Annotated in this window: 20 protein-coding genes; 8 read left to right on the forward strand and 12 right to left on the reverse strand. The window is 63.5% G+C overall.

Annotated features, from left to right (window positions below; genetic code table 11):
• Positions 1-150: 150 nt before the first annotated feature.
• Positions 151-2,229, forward strand: a complete 2,079-nt coding sequence (locus tag AC6H0W_RS07515; protein ID WP_497576542.1) for a BCCT family transporter — start codon at positions 151-153, stop codon at positions 2,227-2,229.
• Here the strand turns inward: AC6H0W_RS07515 and AC6H0W_RS07520 are convergent.
• The 3 genes from AC6H0W_RS07520 to moaC all read right to left on the reverse strand — a co-directional run bounded on the left by AC6H0W_RS07520 (position 2,217) and on the right by moaC (position 5,892).
• Positions 2,217-3,260 (reverse strand): porin, encoded by a 1,044-nt coding sequence (locus tag AC6H0W_RS07520; RefSeq protein ID WP_497576543.1) that lies wholly within the window; start codon positions 3,258-3,260, stop codon positions 2,217-2,219. The genes AC6H0W_RS07515 and AC6H0W_RS07520 overlap by 13 nt on opposite strands.
• 9 nt (positions 3,261-3,269) lie before the next feature.
• Positions 3,270-5,285, reverse strand: coding sequence for a BCCT family transporter (locus AC6H0W_RS07525; RefSeq protein WP_497576544.1), 2,016 nt, complete (start codon positions 5,283-5,285; stop codon positions 3,270-3,272).
• 130 nt (positions 5,286-5,415) lie between these two features.
• Positions 5,416-5,892: a cyclic pyranopterin monophosphate synthase MoaC gene (gene moaC / locus AC6H0W_RS07530; protein WP_497576545.1), complete on the reverse strand. Its 477-nt coding sequence runs from the start codon at positions 5,890-5,892 to the stop codon at positions 5,416-5,418.
• A 51-nt stretch (positions 5,893-5,943) separates the two neighbouring features.
• Between moaC and AC6H0W_RS07535 the strand changes: the two genes are divergently transcribed.
• A complete protein-coding gene (locus AC6H0W_RS07535; protein WP_497576546.1) occupies positions 5,944-7,377 on the forward strand; it encodes a M48 family metalloprotease in 1,434 nt (477 codons plus the stop codon).
• 63 nt (positions 7,378-7,440) lie between these two features.
• Positions 7,441-7,671, forward strand: a complete 231-nt coding sequence (locus AC6H0W_RS07540; protein ID WP_497576547.1) for a sulfurtransferase TusA family protein — start codon at positions 7,441-7,443, stop codon at positions 7,669-7,671.
• Positions 7,672-7,731: 60 nt separating this feature from the next.
• Here the strand turns inward: AC6H0W_RS07540 and AC6H0W_RS07545 are convergent, their stop codons facing one another.
• Both AC6H0W_RS07545 and AC6H0W_RS07550 read right to left on the reverse strand, forming a co-directional pair.
• A complete protein-coding gene (locus AC6H0W_RS07545; protein WP_497576548.1) occupies positions 7,732-9,375 on the reverse strand; it encodes a methyl-accepting chemotaxis protein in 1,644 nt (547 codons plus the stop codon).
• Positions 9,376-9,560: 185 nt separating this feature from the next.
• On the reverse strand, positions 9,561-12,452 hold the full coding sequence (locus AC6H0W_RS07550; protein ID WP_497576549.1) for a valine--tRNA ligase: 2,892 nt from the start codon (positions 12,450-12,452) through the stop codon (positions 9,561-9,563).
• 121 nt (positions 12,453-12,573) lie between these two features.
• On the opposite strand from AC6H0W_RS07550, the gene AC6H0W_RS07555 reads away from it, so the two are divergent.
• Complete coding sequence (locus tag AC6H0W_RS07555; RefSeq protein WP_497576550.1) at positions 12,574-13,218, forward strand: lipopolysaccharide kinase InaA family protein; 645 nt, start codon at positions 12,574-12,576, stop codon at positions 13,216-13,218.
• On the opposite strand, the gene AC6H0W_RS07560 is transcribed toward AC6H0W_RS07555, so the two are convergent.
• The 3 genes from AC6H0W_RS07560 to AC6H0W_RS07570 are packed head-to-tail and all read right to left on the reverse strand — an operon-like array spanning position 13,199 to position 15,624.
• Complete coding sequence (locus AC6H0W_RS07560; protein ID WP_497576551.1) at positions 13,199-13,684, reverse strand: hypothetical protein; 486 nt, start codon at positions 13,682-13,684, stop codon at positions 13,199-13,201. The two genes, AC6H0W_RS07555 and AC6H0W_RS07560, sit on opposite strands and share 20 nt — an antisense overlap.
• The gene (locus AC6H0W_RS07565; RefSeq protein WP_497576552.1) at positions 13,684-14,121 is read right to left on the reverse strand and encodes a DNA polymerase III subunit chi; all 438 of its coding nucleotides are present in this window, start codon (positions 14,119-14,121) and stop codon (positions 13,684-13,686) included. Before AC6H0W_RS07565 ends, AC6H0W_RS07560 begins: the two co-directional genes overlap by 1 nt.
• Before the next feature lie 9 nt (positions 14,122-14,130).
• Complete coding sequence (locus AC6H0W_RS07570; RefSeq protein WP_497576553.1) at positions 14,131-15,624, reverse strand: leucyl aminopeptidase; 1,494 nt, start codon at positions 15,622-15,624, stop codon at positions 14,131-14,133.
• A 168-nt stretch (positions 15,625-15,792) separates the two neighbouring features.
• Here AC6H0W_RS07570 and lptF point away from each other — a divergent pair, with 168 nt between their 5' ends.
• Both lptF and lptG read left to right on the forward strand, forming a co-directional pair.
• Positions 15,793-16,872 (forward strand): LPS export ABC transporter permease LptF, encoded by a 1,080-nt coding sequence (gene lptF / locus AC6H0W_RS07575; protein WP_497576554.1) that lies wholly within the window; start codon positions 15,793-15,795, stop codon positions 16,870-16,872.
• A complete protein-coding gene (gene lptG / locus AC6H0W_RS07580; protein ID WP_497576555.1) occupies positions 16,869-17,951 on the forward strand; it encodes an LPS export ABC transporter permease LptG in 1,083 nt (360 codons plus the stop codon). The genes lptF and lptG overlap by 4 nt, the downstream gene beginning before the upstream one ends.
• Positions 17,952-18,130: 179 nt before the next feature.
• On the opposite strand, the gene rplS is transcribed toward lptG, so the two are convergent.
• The 4 genes from rplS to rpsP all read right to left on the reverse strand — a co-directional run bounded on the left by rplS (position 18,131) and on the right by rpsP (position 20,184).
• Positions 18,131-18,502, reverse strand: coding sequence for a 50S ribosomal protein L19 (rplS, locus tag AC6H0W_RS07585; protein ID WP_497576556.1), 372 nt, complete (start codon positions 18,500-18,502; stop codon positions 18,131-18,133).
• Between the two features lie 116 nt (positions 18,503-18,618).
• On the reverse strand, positions 18,619-19,398 hold the full coding sequence (gene trmD, locus AC6H0W_RS07590; RefSeq protein ID WP_497576557.1) for a tRNA (guanosine(37)-N1)-methyltransferase TrmD: 780 nt from the start codon (positions 19,396-19,398) through the stop codon (positions 18,619-18,621).
• Between the two features lie 2 nt (positions 19,399-19,400).
• A complete protein-coding gene (gene rimM / locus AC6H0W_RS07595) occupies positions 19,401-19,907 on the reverse strand; it encodes a ribosome maturation factor RimM (RefSeq protein ID WP_497576558.1) in 507 nt (168 codons plus the stop codon).
• A 25-nt stretch (positions 19,908-19,932) separates the two neighbouring features.
• Positions 19,933-20,184: a 30S ribosomal protein S16 gene (rpsP, locus tag AC6H0W_RS07600; protein WP_497576559.1), complete on the reverse strand. Its 252-nt coding sequence runs from the start codon at positions 20,182-20,184 to the stop codon at positions 19,933-19,935.
• Between the two features lie 141 nt (positions 20,185-20,325).
• Here rpsP and wrbA point away from each other — a divergent pair, with 141 nt between their 5' ends.
• Both wrbA and AC6H0W_RS07610 read left to right on the forward strand, forming a co-directional pair.
• Positions 20,326-20,916, forward strand: coding sequence for an NAD(P)H:quinone oxidoreductase (gene wrbA, locus AC6H0W_RS07605; RefSeq protein ID WP_497576560.1), 591 nt, complete (start codon positions 20,326-20,328; stop codon positions 20,914-20,916).
• Positions 20,917-20,921: 5 nt separating this feature from the next.
• Positions 20,922-21,281, forward strand: a complete 360-nt coding sequence (locus AC6H0W_RS07610) for a DUF2069 domain-containing protein (protein ID WP_497576561.1) — start codon at positions 20,922-20,924, stop codon at positions 21,279-21,281.

Genomic DNA, 21,281 nt, shown 5'->3' on the forward strand with positions numbered 1-21,281 from the left:
GCCTATGGCGCACGGCATCAAGCACCTGTCGTGCAAAGGTCAAGAATTCCTCAAACCGCGCGCCCGCTCAGGACACCGGGTTTGGCCGTGGGCCGTCTAGCGCTTACCATGGGTCGCGTTGCCCAGGGGCCGGCGCCCCGGAGAAGGAGCATGAAAACTCGTGAAAACGGTGGGGCGCTGCTGAAGAACTCGACCCTGTTGATGCCGGTTTTTCTGCCGGCTGTGGTGGTGGCGGCGCTGCTGGTGATCGGCACCATGAGCGACCCCGAGCTGGCCGGCGAGGCATTCAGCGCCACGCTGGGCTGGATCACCCGCAGCTTCGGTTGGTTTTACATGCTGTCGGTGGCGTTGTTTCTGGTCTTCATCAGCGGCGTGGCGATTTCCAAATGGGGCAACATCCGGCTCGGCCCGGATCACAGCGAGCCGCAGTACAGCTTCCCGGCCTGGTTCGCGATGTTGTTTTCCGCTGGCTACGGCATTGCCTTGTTGTTCTTCGGTGTGGCGGAGCCTGTGCTGCACTATGCTTCACCCCCCGCCGGCGCCGCGCAGACGGTCGATTCGGCCAAGCAGGCGATGCAGATCGCCTTCTTTCACTGGGGCTTTCACATCTGGGCCATTTACGGCCTGACCGGGCTGGTGCTGGCGTATTTCGCTTTCCGCCACGGTCTGCCGTTGTCGATGCGCTCGGCCTTGTATCCGCTGATCGGCGAGCGCGTGCATGGCCCTATTGGCCACACCGTCGACGTTTTCGCCATTCTCGGCACGCTGTTCGGCATCGCCACCACGTTGGGGCTGTCGGTGGCGCAGATCAATGCCGGCATGAACTATCTCTGGCCGTTCATTCCGGTCAGCACCACGGTGCAGATCATCTCGATCGCGGTCATCACCGTGCTGACGGTGCTTTCGGTGGCGGCCGGCCTAGACAAGGGCATCAAGCGCTTGTCGCTGCTCAATATGGTGCTTGCCTGCGGGTTGATGGTGTTCGTGTTTGCCGTCGGGCCGAGCATCTTCATCCTTGAGGCCTTCTTGCAGAACACAGGCAGCTATCTGAACAACATCATCGAGCGCACCTTCAACCTGCAGGCGTATTCACGCTCGGACTGGATCGGCAACTGGACGCTGTTCATCTTCGGCTGGACGATTTCCTGGGCGCCGTTCGTGGGCCTGTTCATCGCGCGCATCAGCCGCGGCCGCACCATTCGCGAATTCGTGGTGGGCGTGATGTTCGTGCCGACGATGTTCACCTTCCTGTGGTTTTCGATCTTCGGTGACACCGCGCTGCATCTGATCATGGTCGAGGGTTACACCACCTTGATCGACGAGGTGCAGGCTGACAACGCGATCGCGCTGTTCAAACTGTTCGAGTTGCTGCCGCTGACCGCCATCGTATCGTTCATCACGGTGATGCTGATCATGACGTTCTTCATCACGTCGTCAGATTCGGGTGCGCTGGTCATTGATGCGCTGGCATCGGGCGGCGCGGCGCGCTCGCCAGTGTGGCAGCGCGTGTTCTGGGCTTCGCTGCAGGGTGTGTTGGCCGCGGCGCTGTTGATGGCCGGGGGGTTGTCGGCGCTGCAGACCATGAGCATCGCCAGTGCCTTGCCGTTCGCCATCATCATGTTGATCGCCGCGGTCGGCATGTGGCGTGCGCTGGCGATCGAAGGTCACCGTGCGGTGAGCCAGCAAGCCCACATGCAGGGTGCCCGCCACAGTGGGCCGGGTGGCTGGAAAAGGCGCTTGTCGGAGTTGATCAGTTTCCCCTCGCGGGCCGAGGTCGAAGGCTTTGTGTCAGGGCGGGCTTATGAGGCGATGCAGATCGTCGGCGCCGAGCTGCGCGAGCGTGGCTGGCCGGCCGAGGTGTGTCATGACGCGGCCAACCAGCGCGCCTACATCGAGGTGGTGAAGGAATCCGATATCGATTACATCTACGAGATACGTATGCGCGCCTATCCCAAGCCGCAGTTTGCCTACGCTCACCGCATGCACGACCCAAGTGACGAGCAGTATTACCGCGCAGAGGTCTTTCTGCGCAGCGGCGGTCTGGCTTACGAGATGTACGGCAGCACGACGCAGGAGCTCATCGATGACATCCTCGACCAGTTCGAGAAGTATCTGCACTTCCTGCATATCTCGCCGGGCGTGCTGCCGTGGAAGATGACCGAACACGATGACATGATTGCCACCGATGCCGACGGTCTGGCCGTGACACCGGTGGATCAGAAGTCGTAACGCACACCGGCTACAACCGCGCGGCCACCGCGGGTGGCCGCATCGTAGCGATCAAGCCCCTCCCTGCGAGCGGTGATGCCGGAAGTGGCGCCTTCGCGGTAGAACTCGGCGAAGAGCGTGAGTTGATCGCTCATGCGGTGGTCTACGCCAACGTGAATCGTGTTCTCACCGTAGCCCTCCACGCGTGCCAGCATCAGCTTCCAGGTGTTGCGTCCGGCGGTGTAGGCGCCCAGCAAATTGACGGCTTGTTGGTCGTCACCGTAGAAGGAGGCCGGTGCGTTGGTGTCCGTCCGCTCGTATTTGAAGGCGAAGTACCAAGCGTTCTGCGTCCATGTCGTCGAAAGACCATACAGCCGGTCGCGATAGCCGTCGGGATTGCCCCGGTCGTCCATGCCCACAGCCAACGTCCAAGGGCCGCCCTCCCAGCTTGCGGTGGCCTGGATGCGGCGGTCGTCGATGCGCGCGGTGGATTGCTTGTTGCCGTGCGGCGCCGACCACGAGCCGGCTACGCCGAAGCCGCTCACGCGCGGGCTGCTCCATGCCACGGTGTTGCGTACGCGTGGCGTGGTGTAGGTGGCGAAGCCACTGTAGTAGCTGCTGAACCAATCCAACGGCGCCGCGATGGCGTTGTAGTACGGCATCCACTGCTGCCCCAGCGAAAGGCTGCCCAAGCTGCCTTCGGCAACGAAGCGGGCAATGCGCAGCGGCTCGGCCTCGTCACGCCCGAAGCCGCCCTGGTCATACGGGTCGCGCAGGCGGAAGTTGGCCGAGTCGAAGGGCACCTCGATTTCGGCAAACAGTCGCGTGCCGCCGTCCAGCCGGTAGCCCAGCCGGCCGCCGAAGCGCGAATAGGCGTCGCGCATGCCGGTGTAGCGGCTCATGAAGTCGCGGTTGCCCGGCGTCACGTGTTCGAACTGGGTGCGCAGCGAGGCGTAGGCGTCCCATTCCCAGCCGGGTTCGGTCTCTGCTGCGGCAGAGGAGAGTGCTAAGCCGCCGGTGGCCGCCAGAAAGAAGTGTCGTGCGTGTTTCATCCGGCCCTCTTAGCGAACGGCGTCAAGAAAGTGCATGTGGCGCTCGTACTGGTCGAGCACATCGCTGATGATGTCCTCCTTGCGCCAGCCCATCACGTCGTAGTCCTGTCCGCCCTCGCGCAAATGCACCTCGGCTCGGAAGTAGCGCAGCTTGGCTTGCCGTTCCGGGCGGATGTCGTTCATCACGAAGCTGGGCGGGTCGTAGGCGGTGAGGTGGATCGAGTAGAAGAAATCGATCTCTTCACCATGGCGCACTTCCACCCAGGTACGTTTGACCGGCGGGCCTTCCTCCTCTGCGACATGTGCGTCGATGCCATGGCTGCGCAGCTCCTCGGCGACCTCCAGCAGGGCGGGGTGGGCGATGCCTGCCATGAAGCTGCGCACCTCGTTGCGTCGTGGCTGATGCACCAGGGTACGCAGACGCTGCTTCCATTCACGCGTGGCGTCCCCGCCCACCGAGCGAATGCGCGCATCTCGCAGGCGCAGGCGCTTGACGTGATCGGTGCGCAGCGCGCGCAGCAGGCCGATGCAGATCAGAATCATCACCAGCGTGAACGGCAGGGCCGCCGCAATCGTTGCGGTCTGCAGGGCCCCCAGCCCGCCGGCCAGCAGCAATGCGGCCGCCACCACACCCTCGATCACCGCCCAGAACACGCGCTGCCAAAGGGGCGAGTTGTCGTGCCCGCCGTTGGTCAGCATGTCGACGACCAACGAACCGGAGTCGGAGGATGTCACGAAAAAGGTGATGACCAGTGTGGTGGCGATCAATGACGTGATCGATGCGAACGGCATGTTCTCGAAGAACTGGAACAGCGCCACGGAGGTGTCCGCTGCGACGGCCTGGGTGAGACTGCTCAAGCCATCCACCATCACCATGTGCAGCGCCGTGTTGCCGAACACCGTCATCCAGATGAAGGTGAAGCCGACCGGAACGAACAGCACGCCGACGACGAACTCGCGGATGGTGCGCCCGCGCGAGACACGCGCGATGAACATGCCCACGAACGGCGACCATGCAATCCACCATGCCCAATAGAACAGCGTCCAGCCGCCGATCCAGCCGGTGGGCTGATAAGCGTAAAGGTTGAAGGTCATGCTGAACAGATTGGACAGGTACATGCCGGTGTTCTGCACGAAGGTCTGCAGCAGGAACACCGTCGGCCCGGCGATAAGAACGAAAATCACCAGCGCTGCCGCCAACACCATGTTCAGTTCGGACACACGCCGGATGCCGCCGTCCAGGCCAAGCCCCACGGAAAGCGTTGCGATGGCCGTGATGATGGCGATCAACACCACCTGAGTGGTCGTGGCGACGGGGACGTCGAACAGGTAATTCAAGCCGGCATTCACCTGGATGACACCGAAGCCCAGCGAGGTGGCCACCCCGAAGATGGTGCCGACCACCGCGAAGATGTCCACCGCATGGCCGATCGGGCCGTAGATGCGGTCACCGATCAGCGGGTAAAGCGCAGATCGGATCGTCAGCGGCAGATCATGGCGGAAGGCGAAGTACGCCAGCGACAAGGCCACCACGGCGTAGATCGCCCAGGCATGAATGCCCCAATGGAAGAAGGTGATGCGCATGGCTTGCCGCGCCGCCTCTACCGTTTCGGCGTCGCCCACCGGTGGGGTGGCGTAGTGCATGATCGGTTCGGCCACCCCGAAGAACATCAGGCCGATGCCCATGCCGGCCGAGAACAGCATCGCGAACCACGAGGTGTAGCTGTAGTCCGGCGCCGTATGGTCGCGGCCGAGCTTGATGGTGCCCAGAGACGACGTGGCGAGTGCCACGACGAACACCAGAAAACCAGCCACGGCCAGCACGTACAGCCAGCCGGCAGAGTCGATCGTCCAGTCGCGCACCGAACCGAACACGGCTTCTGCCGTGTCCGGCACGAGTACCGTGAACCCGACGAACAGCAGAACGATCAGGCCGGAGAGGATGAACACCGGTGGGTTGATGAGGATGCGGGGGCGCTTCAGAGCACTACCGTCGCCGTTTGCGTTGTCGTCCGTCGGGTCCACGAGGCCCCCTCCTGTCGTCAATGATTCGGCTGCCGAGGCACGTGCAAGACGTGATGGCAAGAGATGCGCCCCCGATTGAGCGGGGCGCTGATGCTACGGGTTTGCTACGACTTCTCTGCGAGTGCGAGTATCAGGCGATCCAGTGCCCTGATTTGCCACCCAGTTTTTCCAGCAGGCGTATGCCGCTCATCGTCATGCCGCGGTCTACCGCCTTGCACATGTCGTAAATGGTGAGCAGGGCAACGCTGGCGGCCGTGAGTGCTTCCATCTCGACGCCGGTGCGGCCGACGGTTTCGGCGGTGACGGTGACGATCACCGTGTCAGCCTGCGAGGTGAGGTCGAACTCGACCGACACGCGGGTGAGCGGAATCGGATGGCACAGCGGAATCAGTTCGCTGGTGCGCTTGCTGCCCTGGATGGCGGCGATGCGCGCGATGCCCAGCACGTCGCCCTTCTTGGCGGTGCCGTCGCGCACCATTTCGAATGTGGCAGGCAGCATGCTGATGGCGCCGGTGGCAATGGCAACGCGACGCGTTTCATCCTTGCCGCCAACATCCACCATGTGGGCCTGACCTTCGCTGTCGAAATGGGTAAGTTGCTGAGTCATGCGCGTGCAGTGCCGGAACGAAGTGTGCGGGGCGCTATCATAGCATCCGTGATGAAACGACTTTCCGCCCTCCTGCTGGCTGGCGTGCTCGCGGCCTCGCCAGCGCATGCCTTTGATCTCCCTGATCTGGGGGATGTCGGCTCTGCCGATCTTTCCGCCTATGACGAGCAGCGCATCGGCGAGTCCATCATGCGCGACATCCGCTGGCAGGACGCGGCCTATCTCGACGACGTAGAAGTCGAGGATTACGTCGGTTCGATCGGTCGGCGCATGGTCGAGGTGAGCTATCAGCCCGACCGCCCGTTCGAGTTCTTCGTCATCAACAACCCGCAGATCAACGCGTTCGCTCTGCCCGGTGGCTACATCGGCATCCATACCGGGCTGTTGCTGACCGCCGAGACCGAGTCGGAATTCGCCTCGGTGATGGGGCACGAGATCGCCCACGTCACGCAGCGTCACATCGCACAGCTGTTCGGCACACAGGGGCGTTCGATGGCGCTGGTGCTGGGGTCCTTGTTGCTGGGCGCTTTGGCGGCCAGCAGCAGCCCGCAAATGGCCGAAGCGGCCATCGTGTCGGGTCAGGCGGGCGCCATTCAACAGCAATTGGGCTATTCGCGTGCCTTTGAGCGCGAGGCCGACCGCATGGGACTGCAGTTGCTCGAGCGCGCCGGTTTCGATCCGCGCGGCATGCCGGTTTTCTTCACCCGTCTGCAGCGGGCCACGCGCGTGTATGAAAGCAACCTGCCGGGCTACCTGCGCACCCACCCCATGACGCAAGAGCGTTTTGCCGACATGGAGAACCGCGTGGCGCAGATGCGTTACCGACAAGTCGTCGATTCGCCTGACTTCGCTTTCGTGAAGGCCAAGCTGCGCGCCATTGCCTCGTCCCCGGCGGAAGCCGTACGCGAGTTCGAGGCTCGCGTGGCAGAGCGCCCCGATGACGTGTCTAGGTACGGTCTGGCGCGTGCTCAGATGCGCGCCAATCGCATCGATGCGGCTATCAGCACACTCGCCGAAATCAGCGAAGAGGGGCGCGACACCAGCTTCGTGACGCTGCTCACTGCCGAGTTGAAGCTGGCAGCACGCGATGCCCGGGGCGCCCTCGAAGTGCTCGAGCCGGCGGTGTTGCGCCATCCGCAGAGCCGTGCCCTGCGCTACGCGCGCATCGACGCCGAATTTGCCGCCGGCCATACTCAGCGGGCGGTCGAGTTGGCCCGCACGGCGGTCTCGAACGATCGCACCGATCCGCGCTTGTGGGAGCGCCTGGCGCGCACCGAAGAGCGCGCCGGCAATCGCACCGCCTATCACCGCGCGCTGGCCGAGGTGTATGTGCTGCGTGGGGCATTGCCGGCGGCCATCGAGCAGCTCGAGTTGGCACGGCGCGCAGACAGCAAGGATTTCTACGAGCAATCGGCCATCGACGCACGCATGCGTGAAATCAAGGCGGAAGATGCCGTGCGCCGCGCCGAACGGCGTGATCGTTGACAGGTTTTCCTCGTGCCGGCCTGCGTTTATACTGCGCCGTCCCGCAGAGAGGAGTACGACGGAATGGAGTTTCACAAGGATGTAGATGCGCGCGGTCTGAACTGTCCGTTGCCCATCCTGCGCGCCAAGAAGGCCCTCGCTGAAGTCGAAAGCGGTCAAACAGTCCGCGTGCTGGCGACTGACCCCGGTTCGGTGAAGGATTTCCAGGCGTTTGCACGTCAGACCGGCAACGAGTTGCTGGGCCAGAACGAAACGCCCGAACGCGAGTTCGAGTTTTTCCTGCGCCGCAAGTAAGCTGCAGTGCAGAACAGCAAAAAGGCCATCCCGCGGGATGGCCTTTTTTCAGGGCTTAGCTCAGCACGAGAAGCGGGCCACTGCCAGGTGCATGCGGCTCGCCATGGTCTCGAGTGTTTTCACGGCCGACGACGTTTCCGTCAGGGCAGCGGCATTTTCGTCACTGGAGCGGGCAATCGCTTCGATCTGGCTGGCCAGCGTGTCACTGGCCTGAGCTTGTTCGCGCAGTGCGTTGGCAATTTCTTGCGCAACGCTGACCACCTGGCGAGACCCGTGTTCGATACGGTCTATCGCCTCGCCGGCGGCACGCGCAAGTTCGGAGTCATCGGCCACCTTGTCGACCACATGATCCATGTCACTGACGGCGGCTACGGCTGAATGTTGCATGGCGCCGATGTTGTCGGTGATCTCTCTTGCGGCTTGCGCTGAGCGCTCGGCCAGCTTGCGGACCTCGTCCGCCACGACGGCAAAGCCGCGACCCTGTTCGCCGGCGCGTGCCGCTTCGATGGCCGCATTGAGGGCCAGCAGGTTGGTCTGTTCGGCCACCTCGTGGATGACCCTGACGATCCCGCCGATGGCGTCGGATTGCTGGCCGAGACGCTTTACCGCTTCGGCCGCGGCGCGTACTGAGTCCGCTGTCTGCACCATGCCATCGGCGGTGCGTCGCACGACTTGACCACCCTCGCTGGCTGCATGGGCCGAGGTCTCGGAAATGCGCAAGGTTTGCTCGGCGTTGTCGCGCACATGATTGATGCTGACCGTCAGCTCTTCTACAGATGCAGCCGACGTGGATGTGGAGTCATTCAGCGTCCCGACATGCTCGTTGATCTGCGCCACGGCCGAAGCGACTTCGGCGCTGGTCTGCTGAACCTGTGCAGCGTGCTGATTGATTTCGCGCACGAGGTTCTGGAATTGCTCCAGCATGGCGTTGAGGCCTTGTGCGATGGCGGCGATCTCGTCTCCCCCGCGCGTGTCTGCGCGCAATCGAAGGTCCCAATCGCGGCAAACCGATGCCATGGTGCCGGCAAAGTTGCTCAGCGCGCGGTCGATGCGACGGATGATCACCCAGGCCAAGAGCCCGACGATTATGGCCCCGACCAGCAGCGTGCCAAGAATGCCGTTTCGTGAAGATAGATACGCAATTTCAGAGGATGCAACTTGCGTTTCCATTCGCGCAGCTTCGGCTTGCTGGATCGCATCGACGAGCTGATCAAGACCTTGGCTGAAATCGCGGTCCATGCCGCGTACTGCTACGTCGACCTTCTTGCCGGCTTCGGGGTCGAGTACGTCGAAGTCGCGCAGCGCGGTGCGGTAGCGCTCGCCGAGCGTCGTGTGGTCGCCAAGCAGTTTTGCGACCGTTGCCGATGCCGGATCGGTTGCCCGCAGATACGGCTCAACCAGCGCAAGGTTCTCGCGCACGATGGCCTCCTGCTTTTCGAAGCCTTTGACGTAGCGCTCGAAGAGAGCCTGATCGTTGCCTCGGATCAGGATGTTCTTCCACTCCTGTACCTGTGTCTTGAAGGCCGAATCGGCGCGGCCGACTGCGACCAGTGCGCTGACGCCGCTGCGTACCTGCCCGAGGCCGCTTTCCATGGTTTGGTTGAAATTGCGCAGTTGCATGACGCCCAGCAGGCCGACCACGATGAGGCCAACACAGGCAACCACGGCTAGCGCGATGAGTCGTGTTCGCACGGACAAGGACATGACGTTCTCCACATTTTTGGGTTCATCCGGCCGTGATATCCGGCATTTGTTCTGTTAACGGATCAAGTCCGCATAACTTCAGAAAAGAAAGGCATTTTTATCTCTGCCAGTTGAAAGCGCCTCGATCACAAAAACAAAGCCCCGGCAGCACCTCAAAGGTGCGTCCGGGGCTTTGTGGCGTCGTTTCAGCGTGCGTCGAGTCGTTCGAGTTGCGGGCGCAACTGATTCAGCGTTGCCTCGAAGCCGGCCAGGCGCTCACGTTCCTGCGCCACCACGGCCGCCGGTGCGCGCTCGACGAAGCTGGCGTTGCCGAGTTTGCCGTTGGCTTTGGCGATCTCGCCCTCGATGCGGGTGATCTCCTTACCAAGGCGCTCGCGTTCGGCGGCGATGTCGATCTCCACCTTGAGCATCAGGCGGTGCTCGCCGACCACGGCCACCGGCGCCAGTGCGTCCGCCGGGATGTCGGTGGTCAGCTCGACTTCTGAGAGGCGCGCCAGCGCCGACAGGTAGGGCACGAAGTCTTCTGCGGATGCAGCTTTGCCGGCGATGATCAGCGGCAGCTTCTGTGCCGGCGACACGTTCATCTCGCCACGCAGGTTACGGCAGGCGTTGATCATGGCCTTCAACGCCGTCATGCGTGCCTCGCACTCTTCATCGATGCGCGCAGCGTCGGCGACCGGGTAGGGCGCCTGCATGATGCTGTCGGTCTTCTTGCGACCGGCCATCGGGGCGACCGTCTGCCACAGCTCTTCGGTGATGAACGGGATCAGCGGGTGGGCCAGACGCAGCACGGTTTCGAGCACGCGCAGCAGGGTGCGGCGCGTGGCGCGCTGCTGTGCTTCGTCTCCCTGCTGGATCTGTGCTTTGGCCAGTTCCAGATACCAGTCGCAGTACTCGTCCCATACGAACTCGTACACCGCTTTGGCGGCGAGGTCGAAGCGGTATTCGGCGAAATGCTTTTCGACTTCAGCTTCCGTGCGCTGCAGTTGCGAGACGATCCATCGGTCGACGAAGGAGAAGTCGAGGTAGCCGCCCGGCACGCATTGCTCGGCGGTGTGCGGGTCGAAGCCGCAATCCTGCCCTTCGCAGTTCATCAGCACGAAGCGCGTGGCGTTCCACAGCTTGTTGCAGAAGTTGCGATAGCCCTCGCAGCGCGACAGGTCGAACTTGATGTCGCGGCCCGGGCTGGCTAGGCTGGCGTAGGTGAAGCGCAGCGCATCGGTGCCGAAGGCTTGGATGCCGTCGGGGAATTCCTTGCGCGTTTTCTTCTCGATGCTGGCCGCCTGTTTGGGGTTCATCAGGCCGGTGGTGCGCTTGGCCACCAGGTCGTCTAGCGAGATGCCGTCGATCAGGTCGATGGGGTCGAGCACGTTGCCTTTGGATTTCGACATCTTCTGGCCTTCCGCGTCGCGGATCAGGCCGTGCACGTACACGTGCTTGAACGGAATCTTGCCGGTGATGTGCGTGGTCATCATGACCATGCGCGCCACCCAGAAGAAGATGATGTCGAAGCCGGTGACCAGCACCGTCGAAGGCAGGTAAAGGTCCAGCGCGTCGTTGGACTTGGCGGGCCATTCGGGCGTCCAGTCCAGCGTCGAGAACGGCCACAGCGCCGATGAGTACCACGTGTCGAGCACGTCTTCGTCGCGTGCCAGCTCGCCGCGGTAGCCGTCTCGCTCAGCCAGTGCGGCGGCCTCGTCGAGGTCGTGCGCCACCCACACGCGGCGCGTGTCGCCTTCGAGCGCGTACCAGGCCGGAATCTGGTGACCCCACCACAGCTGACGCGAAATGCACCAGTCCTGGATGTTGTTGAGCCACTGGTTGTAGGTGTTCACCCAGTTTTCGGGATAGAACTTGATCTCCCCCGAGGCGACCACGTCGAGCGCCTTCTGGGTGATGCTCTTGCCGTCCGTACCGGGTTTGCTCATGGCGACGAACCACTGATCGGTGAGCATCGGCTCGATGACCACGTTGGTGCGGTCGCCGCGCGGCACCATCAGCTTGTGGGCCTTGACCTCGATCAGCGCGCCGGCAGCTTCCAGATCAGCCACCACCTTCTCGCGCGCCGGCACGCGGTCAAGCCCGGCGATGCCGGCGGGCATCGCCAGCGTGCCCTTCGGCTGGCCCTGCGTGTCGAACACCTCGGCCTGAGCGGGAATGGCGGCGCCCAGTGTCAGGATGACGATCATGTCGAGTTTGTGGCGCTGTCCCACGGCATAATCGTTGAAGTCGTGCGCCGGCGTGACCTTCACACAGCCGGTGCCGAATTCGCGATCAACGTAGTCGTCCCCGATGATCGGGATGTCGCGGCCCGCGATCGGCAGGCGCACGGTCTTGCCGATGAGGTGGGCGTAGCGCTCGTCTTCCGGGTGCACCATCACCGCCACGTCGCCCAGCATGGTCTCGGGGCGGGTGGTGGCCACCGTCAGGCCGGCGAGCCCGTCGATCAGGCCGTCGGAGAAGGGGTAGAGGATGTGGTACAGCTTGCCGTCTTCTTCTTCCGATACCACTTCGAGGTCGGACACCGCGGTGCCCAGCACCGGATCCCAGTTAACGAGACGCTTGCCACGGTAGATCAGGCCCTCGTTGTACAGGCGCACGAAGGTTTCGGTGACGGTCTTCGACAGGCCTTCGTCCATCGTGAAGCGCTCGCGCTTCCAGTCCGGGCTGGTGCCAAGGCGGCGCATCTGACGCGTGATGGTGCCGCCGGAGTATTCCTTCCACTCCCAGACCTTCTCGAGAAACTTCTCGCGGCCGAGGTCGTGACGGCTGATGCCCTGCGCATCGAGCTGGCGCTCGACGACGATCTGCGTGGCGATGCCGGCGTGGTCGGTGCCCGGCTGCCACAGCGTGTTGTCGCCACGCATGCGGTGATAGCGCGTGAGGCTGTCCATCAGCGTCTGGTTGAAGCCATGCCCCATGTGCAGCGTGCCGGTGACGTTGGGCGGCGGCAGCAGAATGCAGAAGGAATTGGACTTCGAGGTGTCGAGCCCGGCGTCGAAATAACCGCGGGACTCCCACTCAGGATACCAGCGGGATTCAATCGCGGTGGGTTCGAAGCTTTTGGCGAGTTCCATGATGGGTCGGGAGCCGGAAAAAAGTTCCGATTATAACGGACCCCCGTGTCGGCTGGATGACGCTCTGCCGATGAAGCGCCGGCTCTGCTAGCATCGCCCCATCCAAGAAGCGGGGCAGGGAATGAGTGAAGCGGAGTTCGAGCGTTGGTGGAACATTGATGGCGCCTGGGTCGAAGAGCCCAACCACCGTCGCAACGGGTGGAGCGGCATGATGCGGGCGCAGGTGGATGGCCGCACGCTGTGCGTCAAACGCCAGCTCAACCACCTCTGCCGCACCTGGTCGCATCCGCTGGGCTGGCCCACCGCCAGCCGCGAGTGGCATTACCTGCACCGTCTGCGCGATCTGGGCATCACCGCCCCCGCGCCGGTGTTTCATGCCGTGCGGCGGACTTCCGAGGGTGTCGAGGCGGTGCTGGTCACCGAGGAGCTCACCGGGTTTCGTGACCTCACGGGCTGGCAGGATCTCGATGGTGATGCCCGTTCATGGCTTGCCGTGGCCACCGGCAGCATGCTCGGCAAGCTGCATGGAGCCCGCCTGCAACACAGCAGCCTGTACGACAAGCATGTGATGGCACGTCGTGACGGCGAGCGTGAATTCGTCGTGGCCCTGATCGATCTCGAAAAGATGCGCCCGCGACTGACGGCCGGCATGGGCGCCGGCCATGATCTGGAGCAGCTCAAGCGCCGTCAGTTTCTGTTCAAGGAAGAGGGCTGGGTGGCATTGCGTGCATCGCACGCAGCGACCTTCAAGGGCCGGGACGGGTGATCTGCGTCTTGCGGGTCAAGCGCTGCGCGATTTCCTCGGAGAGCTTCGGCAGCAGCGTGGCGCGCAATTGCCCAAGCACTTCGGCGCGAATGCGCGAACGCAGGGCATCGAGCTCGCGCCCGACGATTTCCGGCAGTTCACGCCCGAGCCAGGTTTCGATCTCGCGTTGCAGCATGGTGTCGAGGTCGATGAGCTGCTCAGCGATCTGCACTTCGCCGTGAGGCTGCTGCGGGGCAGCGCTTGGTGACGCGGCGGCAGGCGCTTCGGCCGCTGCGCTGCGAGGGGGCAGGGCCGTCTCGGAGATGATTTCGGTGACAAGCGGCAGGTCGTCGTCCTCGAAGCTCAGGCCGACGGCGGGCGCAGCGACCTCACTGGCTACCCGGCCGCGCGACAACAGTGCATCGGCCTTGCGCAGCAGCGCGTCGGCTTCACGCAGGTCGCGGTCGTCATCGAAATCGTCTGCCATCACAGGGCCTTGCGCAGTTCGGAGTCAAAGGCCTGCAACTCGTGCCCTTGCTGCTTGTAGGTCATCCAGCGGCTGCGGGCGGGCGCACGCAGCGCTTCGTCCTTGCCGATGATCTCAACCAGCATGCGGAAGTCCGCATAGCCCGGTGGCACGTCTGAGGCCAGATTGAACAGCAGATCGGCGTGCGGCCATTCGGTCGGCGTGCCTGCATCGGAAAGTATCACCGGCGTCTCGGCGGCAAGCGGGCTGCCGGCCGCCACGTGCGGTACGAAGGCCAGCGGGTCGAAACTCCACAGCAGTTGGTCAGCGCGGCGTGCGCTGGCAGCGTCGGGCAGGCGCAGGGCAATCTTGCGGCCGCCCTGCTGCGCACGCGCGATGAGCTCGCAGGCCAGCGCCAGCGGGTCTTCAGTGTTGTGATAGAACTGGACCCGTGTCATCCGCCCCCCTCAGCCCTTGGCGCGACCGATGAGGAATTCGGTCAGCAAGGGCACGGGCCGGCCGGTGGCGCCCTTCGCCTCACCTGACACCCAGGCCGTGCCCGCGATGTCGAGGTGCGCCCACTTGTAGCTCTTGGTGTAGCGCGCGAGGAAGCAGGCGGCGGTGATCGAGCCGGCGCCGCGGCCGCCGATGTTGCCCATGTCGGCGAAGTTGCTCTTGAGCAGATCCTGGTACTCGTCCCAGATCGGCAGGCGCCACGCGCGGTCGCCCGCGCGCTGACCGCAATTCAGCAGTTCGTCGGCCAGATCGTCATCGTTGGCCATCAGGCCGCTGGGGATCTTGCCGAGTGCGATGATGACCGCGCCGGTGAGGGTGGCCACATCCACCACCGCAGCCGGTTTGAAACGCTCGGCGTAGGTGAGGGCGTCGCACAGCACCAGACGGCCTTCGGCGTCGGTGTTGAGAATCTCGATGGTCTGGCCGCTCATCGACGTCACCACGTCGCCCGGCTTGGTGGCGCCACCGCCAGGCATGTTCTCGGTGGTGGGCACGATGCCGACGACGTTGATCGGCAGCTCCATGCGCGCCAGCGCCTTGAAGGTGCCGATGACGCTGGCAGCGCCGCACATGTCGTACTTCATCTCGTCCATTTCGGCTGCCGGCTTGAGCGAAATGCCGCCGGTGTCGAAGGTGATGCCCTTGCCGACCAGCACCACCGGCTTGTCCTTGGCCTTGCCGCCCTTGTAGTGCATGACGATGAATTTCGGGGGCTGATGCGAGCCGCGCGCGACCGACAGCAGCGAATTCATGCCGAGCTTCTCCATGTCCTTGCGCTCTAGCACATCGACCTTGAACTTGAACTCGTGGCCCAGCGCCTGGGCCGTTTCGGCCAGATGCGTCGGCGTGCAGATGTTGGCTGGCAGGTTGCCCAGTTCGCGTGTGAGCGCCATGCCTTCGGCAATCGCTGCGCCCTGGGCGAGCGCCGTCTTCATGGCGGCGCTTACCTTGTGTGCGGTCAGCATGGTGACTTTGCTGGCGCCGCGCGTGCGCTCGTTGCCGGACTTGCTGCGTGTGGTGTCGTAGCGGTAGGTTGCATCGCCCAGGATGCGCGCAGCGTTGAGCAAGCCCCAGCCGAGGTCGCGGCCCTTCGGCAGCTCATCGGCCAGAGTGACCAGAGCGTCGCCGGCCGGCCCGTTGGACAGCCATTTGGCGGCCGCCGCAACGGCGTCGCGCCAGGCCTTGTCGTTGAAGTCGTCTTGCTTGCCGAGGCTCACGATGAGAATGCGCGCCGCACTGCAGCCGTCGATGCCAGGCACCATCAGCAGCGAGCCGGCGCGCTCTTCGAGGTCGCCACGGGCGGCGAGCACTTCGAGCTTGCCGCCGGAGGCCTTGTCCAATGTGGCGTACGCGGTGTCCGGCATGTCCCGATCGGCATATCGCCCCACCACGATTGCACCGCTGGTGAGCTTCGCCGGGTTGCCGGTCTTTATGGTAAATTCCACCGCTGTTCTCCTTGAGCATTCCTCGTTGATGATGCGGCTGATTATGGCTGCGCAGTGCGAGGCCGTCAAAACCGGCATGTCCGCGAAATCCCCTGCTGCGGGTGATGTCGTCACGTTTCGCCGCATCGGGCGGTGCTCATGGCTTCGATTGAGTGAGCGCCCGGCACGATGATCTTCCGTAACGCCATCCTGAAAGAGTTTCGCACTACGGCGGTGGCCCTGTTCGTGGCCCTGTTCGCGATTCTCACCAGTGTCGTCCTGATCCGCATGCTCGGGCAGGCGGCGGGTGGGCGGGTGCCGGCCGACGCCGTCATGGGGCTGATTGCCTTCGGTTCGCTCGCCCGTTTGCCGGTCATTCTCTCGCTGACGCTGTTCGTGTCGGTGCTGATCACGATGTCGCGCTATTACCGCGACAGCGAAATGGTGGTGTGGTTTTCGTCAGGCCTGCCGCTGACAGCCTTCATTGCGCCGGTGATGCGCTTTGCCGTGCCGATGTCGGTGGTGATCGCGGCGCTGACCCTGTTCATCACGCCCTGGGCGGACCAGAAGAGCGAGGAATTCCGCGCCAGCCTGGAGAATCGTGATGACACCACCCGGGTGATGCCCGGCGTGTTTCGCGAGTCTCCGGGGGGGCAGCGGGTGTTTTTCGTTGAGAGCGGCGGCGCGGAAGGCGGCAAGCTGCGCAACGTGTTCGTCAGCTCAATGCAGGACGGCCGCGCCAGCATCATCGTGTCGGAAGAGGGGCAGATCGAATCCGATGCCAACGGTGACCGCTTTCTGGTGCTGGAAAACGGCAAGCGCTACGACGGCGCGCCGGGGGCGGCTGATTATCAGGTGATGGAGTTCGAAGCCTATCGCGTGCTGATCGACCAGCGTCGCATGGCAGCACCGACCGCGCGCATGCGCACCACGCCCACCATCGAGCTGCTGCAGGAGCGCACGCCGCGCACCCTGGGTGAGTTGTCGTCTCGCATCAACGCGCCGTTGGCGGCCCTGCTGCTGGCTTTCCTGGCGATTCCGTTGTCGTTCGTCAATCCGCGTGCAGGGCGGGGCATGAATCTCATCGTGGCCGTGCTGGCCTACCTCGTGTACAGCAACGCCATCAGCATCGGAGATGCCTGGGTGGCGCAAGGCAAGCTCAGTTTCTGGTTGGCCACACTGCTGCCTCACCTGATCATGCTCGGCATGCTCGCCTTGCTGTTCTACAAGCGCCTCTCGCTGTCGCCGTTCTGGAGGGCGAGGGCATGAAGTTGTCGATCCTCACCCGTCACCTCGCCCGCGAGATATTCGCCGGAACGGGCATCCTGCTGGCCGCTTTTCTCGGTTTGTTCCTGTTCTTCGATTTCGTGAATGAGCTCGAAGACATCGGTCGCGGCGGATACGGCGTGGTCGAGGCGGCCGTGTATGTCGTGCTGCTGCTGCCGGGGCGCGTCTATGAGTTGCTGCCGGTGGTCGTGCTGATCGGTACCTTGTACGCGCTGACGACGCTGGCGCGACACTCCGAAATCACCGTAATGCGTGCTTCGGGCATGTCCACCGGCAGCATGCTGCGCACGCTTGCAGCCATCGGCTCGGTGTTCGTCGTGGCGGCTTTCATCTTCGGCGAATTCATTGCGCCGCCATCCGAGCGCGCCGCGCAGCAATGGCGCCTGGCTGCCACTGGTTCGGCCGTGTCGAATCAACTCGAGTCCGGTCTGTGGGTCAAGGATCAGGATGACTTCGTTAACGTGGCGACGATCTTCCCGGATGGCTCGATTCACGGCGTGCGCATCTACGACTTCGACGGCGAGCGCGAGCTGCAGTCCGTAACCCTTGCGCAGAGCGGTCGCTATGACGGCGCCAGCGGCTCATGGACGCTCAGCGAAGTCACGCAAACCCGCCTGCTTGGCGACAGCGTGCAACTCTCGCAGCAAGAGTCGATGGTGTGGCCGTCGCAACTCACGCCGGATGTGCTGAGCGTGCTGCTGGTGTCGCCCGACCGCATGGCCTTGCGCACTTTGTTCACGTACATTTCCCACCTGCAGGACAACCGCCAGGACACGCGCCGCTTCGAGATCTCGATGTGGCGCAAGCTGACCTATCCGTTTGCTTCGCTGGTGATGATGGCGCTGGCGCTGCCGTTCGCGCTGGGCCATGACCGCATGAGCGCGGTCAGCGTCAAGGTCTTCCTCGGTGTGATGCTGGGTGTGGGCTTCTACATGCTCAACGGCTTGTTCGGCAATCTGGGCATGATCAACGCTTGGCCGCCGGTGCTGGCGGCGATCACGCCACCGGGCGTCTTCCTGTTCGCTGCGGGCATCATGCTGTTTCGCGTGGAGAGGCGCTGAGCGCGCCTCTGAGGGCGCCTGTCAGCTGCGGGGCGGTTCCGCAGGCTGGTAAGGGCACATCGCAGCTTTGAGGTAGAAGGGTGTTGCTTTCACAGGCGGCGTAGCAAACAAAAAGGACTTCCCGAGGGAAGTCCTTTTTTTCTGTCCGAGGCGCCCTAAGGTGCCTGAAGCAGTGGCGATCAGGCGCCCTTGTAGTTCAGCTTCTCTTTGATACGTGCCGACTTGCCCGAACGCTGACGCAGGTAGTACAGCTTGGCGCGACGGACGTCACCGCGGCGCTTCACTTCGATGCTGGCGATCAGCGGCGAGTAGGTCTGGAACGTACGCTCCACGCCTTCACCCGACGAAATCTTGCGCACGATGAAGTTCGAGTTGAGGCCACGATTGCGCTTGGAAATGACAACGCCTTCGTAAGCCTGCAGACGCTCGCGCGTGCCTTCCTTGACCTTCACCTGAACGATCAGGGTGTCACCCGGGCCGAAAGCCGGGATGGTTTTGCCTTCGGTCAGGCGAGCGATTTCTTCTTGCTCGAGTTTCTGGATCAGATCCATGGTTCAACTCCGTTTGTTGTGTGGCCCCGAAGGGCGCTTGCCGGCAGAGCAGTGTGACCTGATGCGGGCGCTTTTTACCGGGCCGTTTCAGACCCTTCTCGGTGGTTGCTCAGGCGTCAGCCCTTGCTCCCGTGTTCCTGCCTGAATTCATCAAGCAGTTTCGATTCTTCGCGGCTTAGTGTGCGCGCCTCCAGCAAATCGGGGCGCAGCAGCCAGGTCCGCCCCAGCGATTGCTTCAGGCGCCAGCGCCGGATGGCGGCGTGGTTGCCTGACAGCAGCACGTCCGGCACTCGCTGACCGTCATGCACTTCCGGTCGCGTGTAGTGCGGACAGTCGAGCAGTCCGTCTACGAACGAGTCTTCCTGAGCCGAATCCTCGTCGTTCAAAGCACCCGGCAATTGCCGGATGATGGCGTCCAGCAGCACCATCGCTGCCAGTTCGCCGCCCGAGAGCACGAAGTCTCCGAGCGATATCTCTTCATCCACGCAGCGGTCGAGGACTCGCTGGTCGACACCTTCATAGCGCCCACACAGCAAGATCGCGCCGGGTTGCGCGGCCAGTTCCACCACCTTGGCGTGATTCAGTCTGCTCCCTTGCGGGGAGAGATAGATCACGCGGCCGACGTGGCCCGTGGCTTGAATCTGGGCTGCCTTTGCTGCGGCGATGGATTGCTCCAGCGGCTCGGGCATCATCACCATGCCGGGACCACCGCCGTAAGGCCGGTCGTCCACCGTACGGTGAGCATCGTTCGCAAAGTCCCGCGGGCTGTGAAAGCCCAGTGCGTAAAGGCCACGATCCTGTGCGCGTCGCGTGATGCCGCTGCCGGTGAGGGCAGAGAACATCTCGGGAAACAGCGTCACGACATCGAAACGTCGGAGCAGGGTGGTGCCGGTCACGCTTACCAGTCTTTCTGCCAATCGACAGTGATGCGGCGGGCTGCAGCGTCGACGTCGAGCACGTAGGCCGCGACGAAGGGAATCAGCCGTTCGGTGTCACCATCCACCGCGCGCAGAACGTCATGCGCGCCGGTGCTCATCAGCCCGGCCACTTCGCCGAGCGCTTCGCCGTCTTTGTTGAGGACGGACAGGCCGATGAGATCGGCCCAGTAATACTCTTCGTCGCCAGGCTCGGGCAGGGCTTCGCGCGGCGCGCCGACGAACCAGCCTTTAACAGCCTCGGCGGCGTTGCGGTCGGGGACTTCGCGCAGTGCTGCGATGAGCCCGGTGCCGTGTGCGCGACATTCGGTGATTTCCACCGCCTGCCAAGCATCGTCTGCTGCGCCGTCGTCGCGGCTGATCCACCACTGCGACATTTCGCCCCAGCTTTCGGGGTCATCTCCGAAAGGGGCGATACGAACCCAGCCCTTGATGCCGAAAGGGGCGACAATGCGCCCCAGTACGATCATGGCGAGTCAGTCAGCCGTGACTGACTCAGGCAGCCGCTTTGGCGGACTGCTTGACCAGGCGGGCAACCGTGTCGGAAACCTTGGCGCCGTTCTGGATCCAGTGCTCAAGGCGCTCGGCGTTGATCACGAGGTTTTGGGCGTTGCCGGAAGCGACCGGGTTGTAGTAACCCACGCGCTCGATGAAGCGGCCGTCACGACGGTCACGCTTGTCGGCAGCGACGATATTGAAAAAGGGGCGCTTCTTGGCGCCACCACGGGCAAGACGAATGACGACCATGGGAATTTCCTGCAGGTGAATTCGGAAAACGCGTGAATATAGCCGATTAGCTCGCGGCAAGCAAGGTCGGTCGGGCTTTTCGAGGTCGGAGCGGGCGGGGGCTGTCGTATAATTGCGCCCGTTGCAGTGGATGGTCCGCCGATGAAGGAAATTCTCGTCCTGTATTACAGCCACCGCGGTTCCGTGCGTGCGCTGGCCGAAGAAGTCGCTCGTGGTGTGCAGGCGGTTCCGGGTGTGGCTGCGCGCGTGCGAACGGTGCCCAAGGTGTCGGCCGTGAGTGAGGCGGTGGAAGACGAGGTGCCGGCCGAGGGGCCGCCTTATGTCGAGCCAGCGGACCTTGAAGAGTGCGCCGGCATCGTGATGGGTAGCCCGACGCGTTTCGGCAACATGGCCGCGCCGATGAAGTACTTCATCGACGGCTTGGCGGGAGCTTGGGTGAACGGGGCGCTGCAGGGCAAGCCGGCTGCGGTATTCACATCTTCCGGCAGCCTGCACGGCGGCCAGGAAGCCACCTTGCTCACCATGATGCTGCCACTGCTGCACCACGGCGCGGTGGTGGTGGGCATTCCGTACAGCGAATCCGATCTTCATTCCACGCGCAGTGGCGGCACGCCATACGGTGCCAGCCATGTGGCCGGGTCGGACGGCAGTTCGCGCCTGACCGACGAAGAGAAGCGACTGGCTGTGGCGCTGGGTCGTCGCGTGGCCGAACTGGCCGTCAAACTTTCCTGAGAATCATGACTCCTCGAAGCCTGAACCTGATTTCCAGCGTCCTGCTGATTGCCTTGATCGTGTTGTGCGTGGTTTGGGAGGCCTGGCTCGCGCCGCTGCGTCCCGGTGGCTCGTGGATGATGCTCAAGGTGTTGCCGCTGCTCGCGGCGGTGTTCGGGGTGCTGAAGGGGCGCCGGTACACCTACCAGTGGCTGTCGATGCTGGTGCTGCTGTATTTCACCGAGGGCGTGATGCGCGCGTGGGATCCGGGCTTGGGCGGCGTGCTGGCGATGATCGAAGCGCTGCTGTCGGCCGCCTTGTTCCTCAGCGTCATCATGTACGCCCGCAACACCGCGCCGTCGCGTCAGCGCCCGCCGCAGGCCTGA

Source organism: Pseudazoarcus sp. NS20 (assembly GCF_059703745.1).

Bases quoted from the DNA above. Each gene is read 5' to 3' on its own strand.
- AC6H0W_RS07520 (WP_497576543.1), bottom strand. From the start codon at position 3,260: ATGAAACACGCACGACACTTCTTTCTGGCGGCCACCGGCGGCTTAGCA.
- AC6H0W_RS07540 (WP_497576547.1), top strand. From the start codon at position 7,441: ATGGAGTTTCACAAGGATGTAGATGCGCGCGGTCTGAACTGTCCGTTG.
- rimM (WP_497576558.1), bottom strand. From the start codon at position 19,907: ATGATCGTACTGGGGCGCATTGTCGCCCCTTTCGGCATCAAGGGCTGG.
- lptF (WP_497576554.1), top strand. From the start codon at position 15,793: ATGATCTTCCGTAACGCCATCCTGAAAGAGTTTCGCACTACGGCGGTG.
- moaC (WP_497576545.1), bottom strand. From the start codon at position 5,892: ATGACTCAGCAACTTACCCATTTCGACAGCGAAGGTCAGGCCCACATG.
- AC6H0W_RS07560 (WP_497576551.1), bottom strand. From the start codon at position 13,684: ATGGCAGACGATTTCGATGACGACCGCGACCTGCGTGAAGCCGACGCG.
- rplS (WP_497576556.1), bottom strand. From the start codon at position 18,502: ATGGATCTGATCCAGAAACTCGAGCAAGAAGAAATCGCTCGCCTGACC.
- AC6H0W_RS07545 (WP_497576548.1), bottom strand. From the start codon at position 9,375: ATGTCCTTGTCCGTGCGAACACGACTCATCGCGCTAGCCGTGGTTGCC.
- AC6H0W_RS07565 (WP_497576552.1), bottom strand. From the start codon at position 14,121: ATGACACGGGTCCAGTTCTATCACAACACTGAAGACCCGCTGGCGCTG.
- AC6H0W_RS07515 (WP_497576542.1), top strand. From the start codon at position 151: ATGAAAACTCGTGAAAACGGTGGGGCGCTGCTGAAGAACTCGACCCTG.
- AC6H0W_RS07535 (WP_497576546.1), top strand. From the start codon at position 5,944: ATGAAACGACTTTCCGCCCTCCTGCTGGCTGGCGTGCTCGCGGCCTCG.
- AC6H0W_RS07550 (WP_497576549.1), bottom strand. From the start codon at position 12,452: ATGGAACTCGCCAAAAGCTTCGAACCCACCGCGATTGAATCCCGCTGG.
- AC6H0W_RS07610 (WP_497576561.1), top strand. From the start codon at position 20,922: ATGACTCCTCGAAGCCTGAACCTGATTTCCAGCGTCCTGCTGATTGCC.
- wrbA (WP_497576560.1), top strand. From the start codon at position 20,326: ATGAAGGAAATTCTCGTCCTGTATTACAGCCACCGCGGTTCCGTGCGT.
- AC6H0W_RS07555 (WP_497576550.1), top strand. From the start codon at position 12,574: ATGAGTGAAGCGGAGTTCGAGCGTTGGTGGAACATTGATGGCGCCTGG.
- rpsP (WP_497576559.1), bottom strand. From the start codon at position 20,184: ATGGTCGTCATTCGTCTTGCCCGTGGTGGCGCCAAGAAGCGCCCCTTT.
- lptG (WP_497576555.1), top strand. From the start codon at position 16,869: ATGAAGTTGTCGATCCTCACCCGTCACCTCGCCCGCGAGATATTCGCC.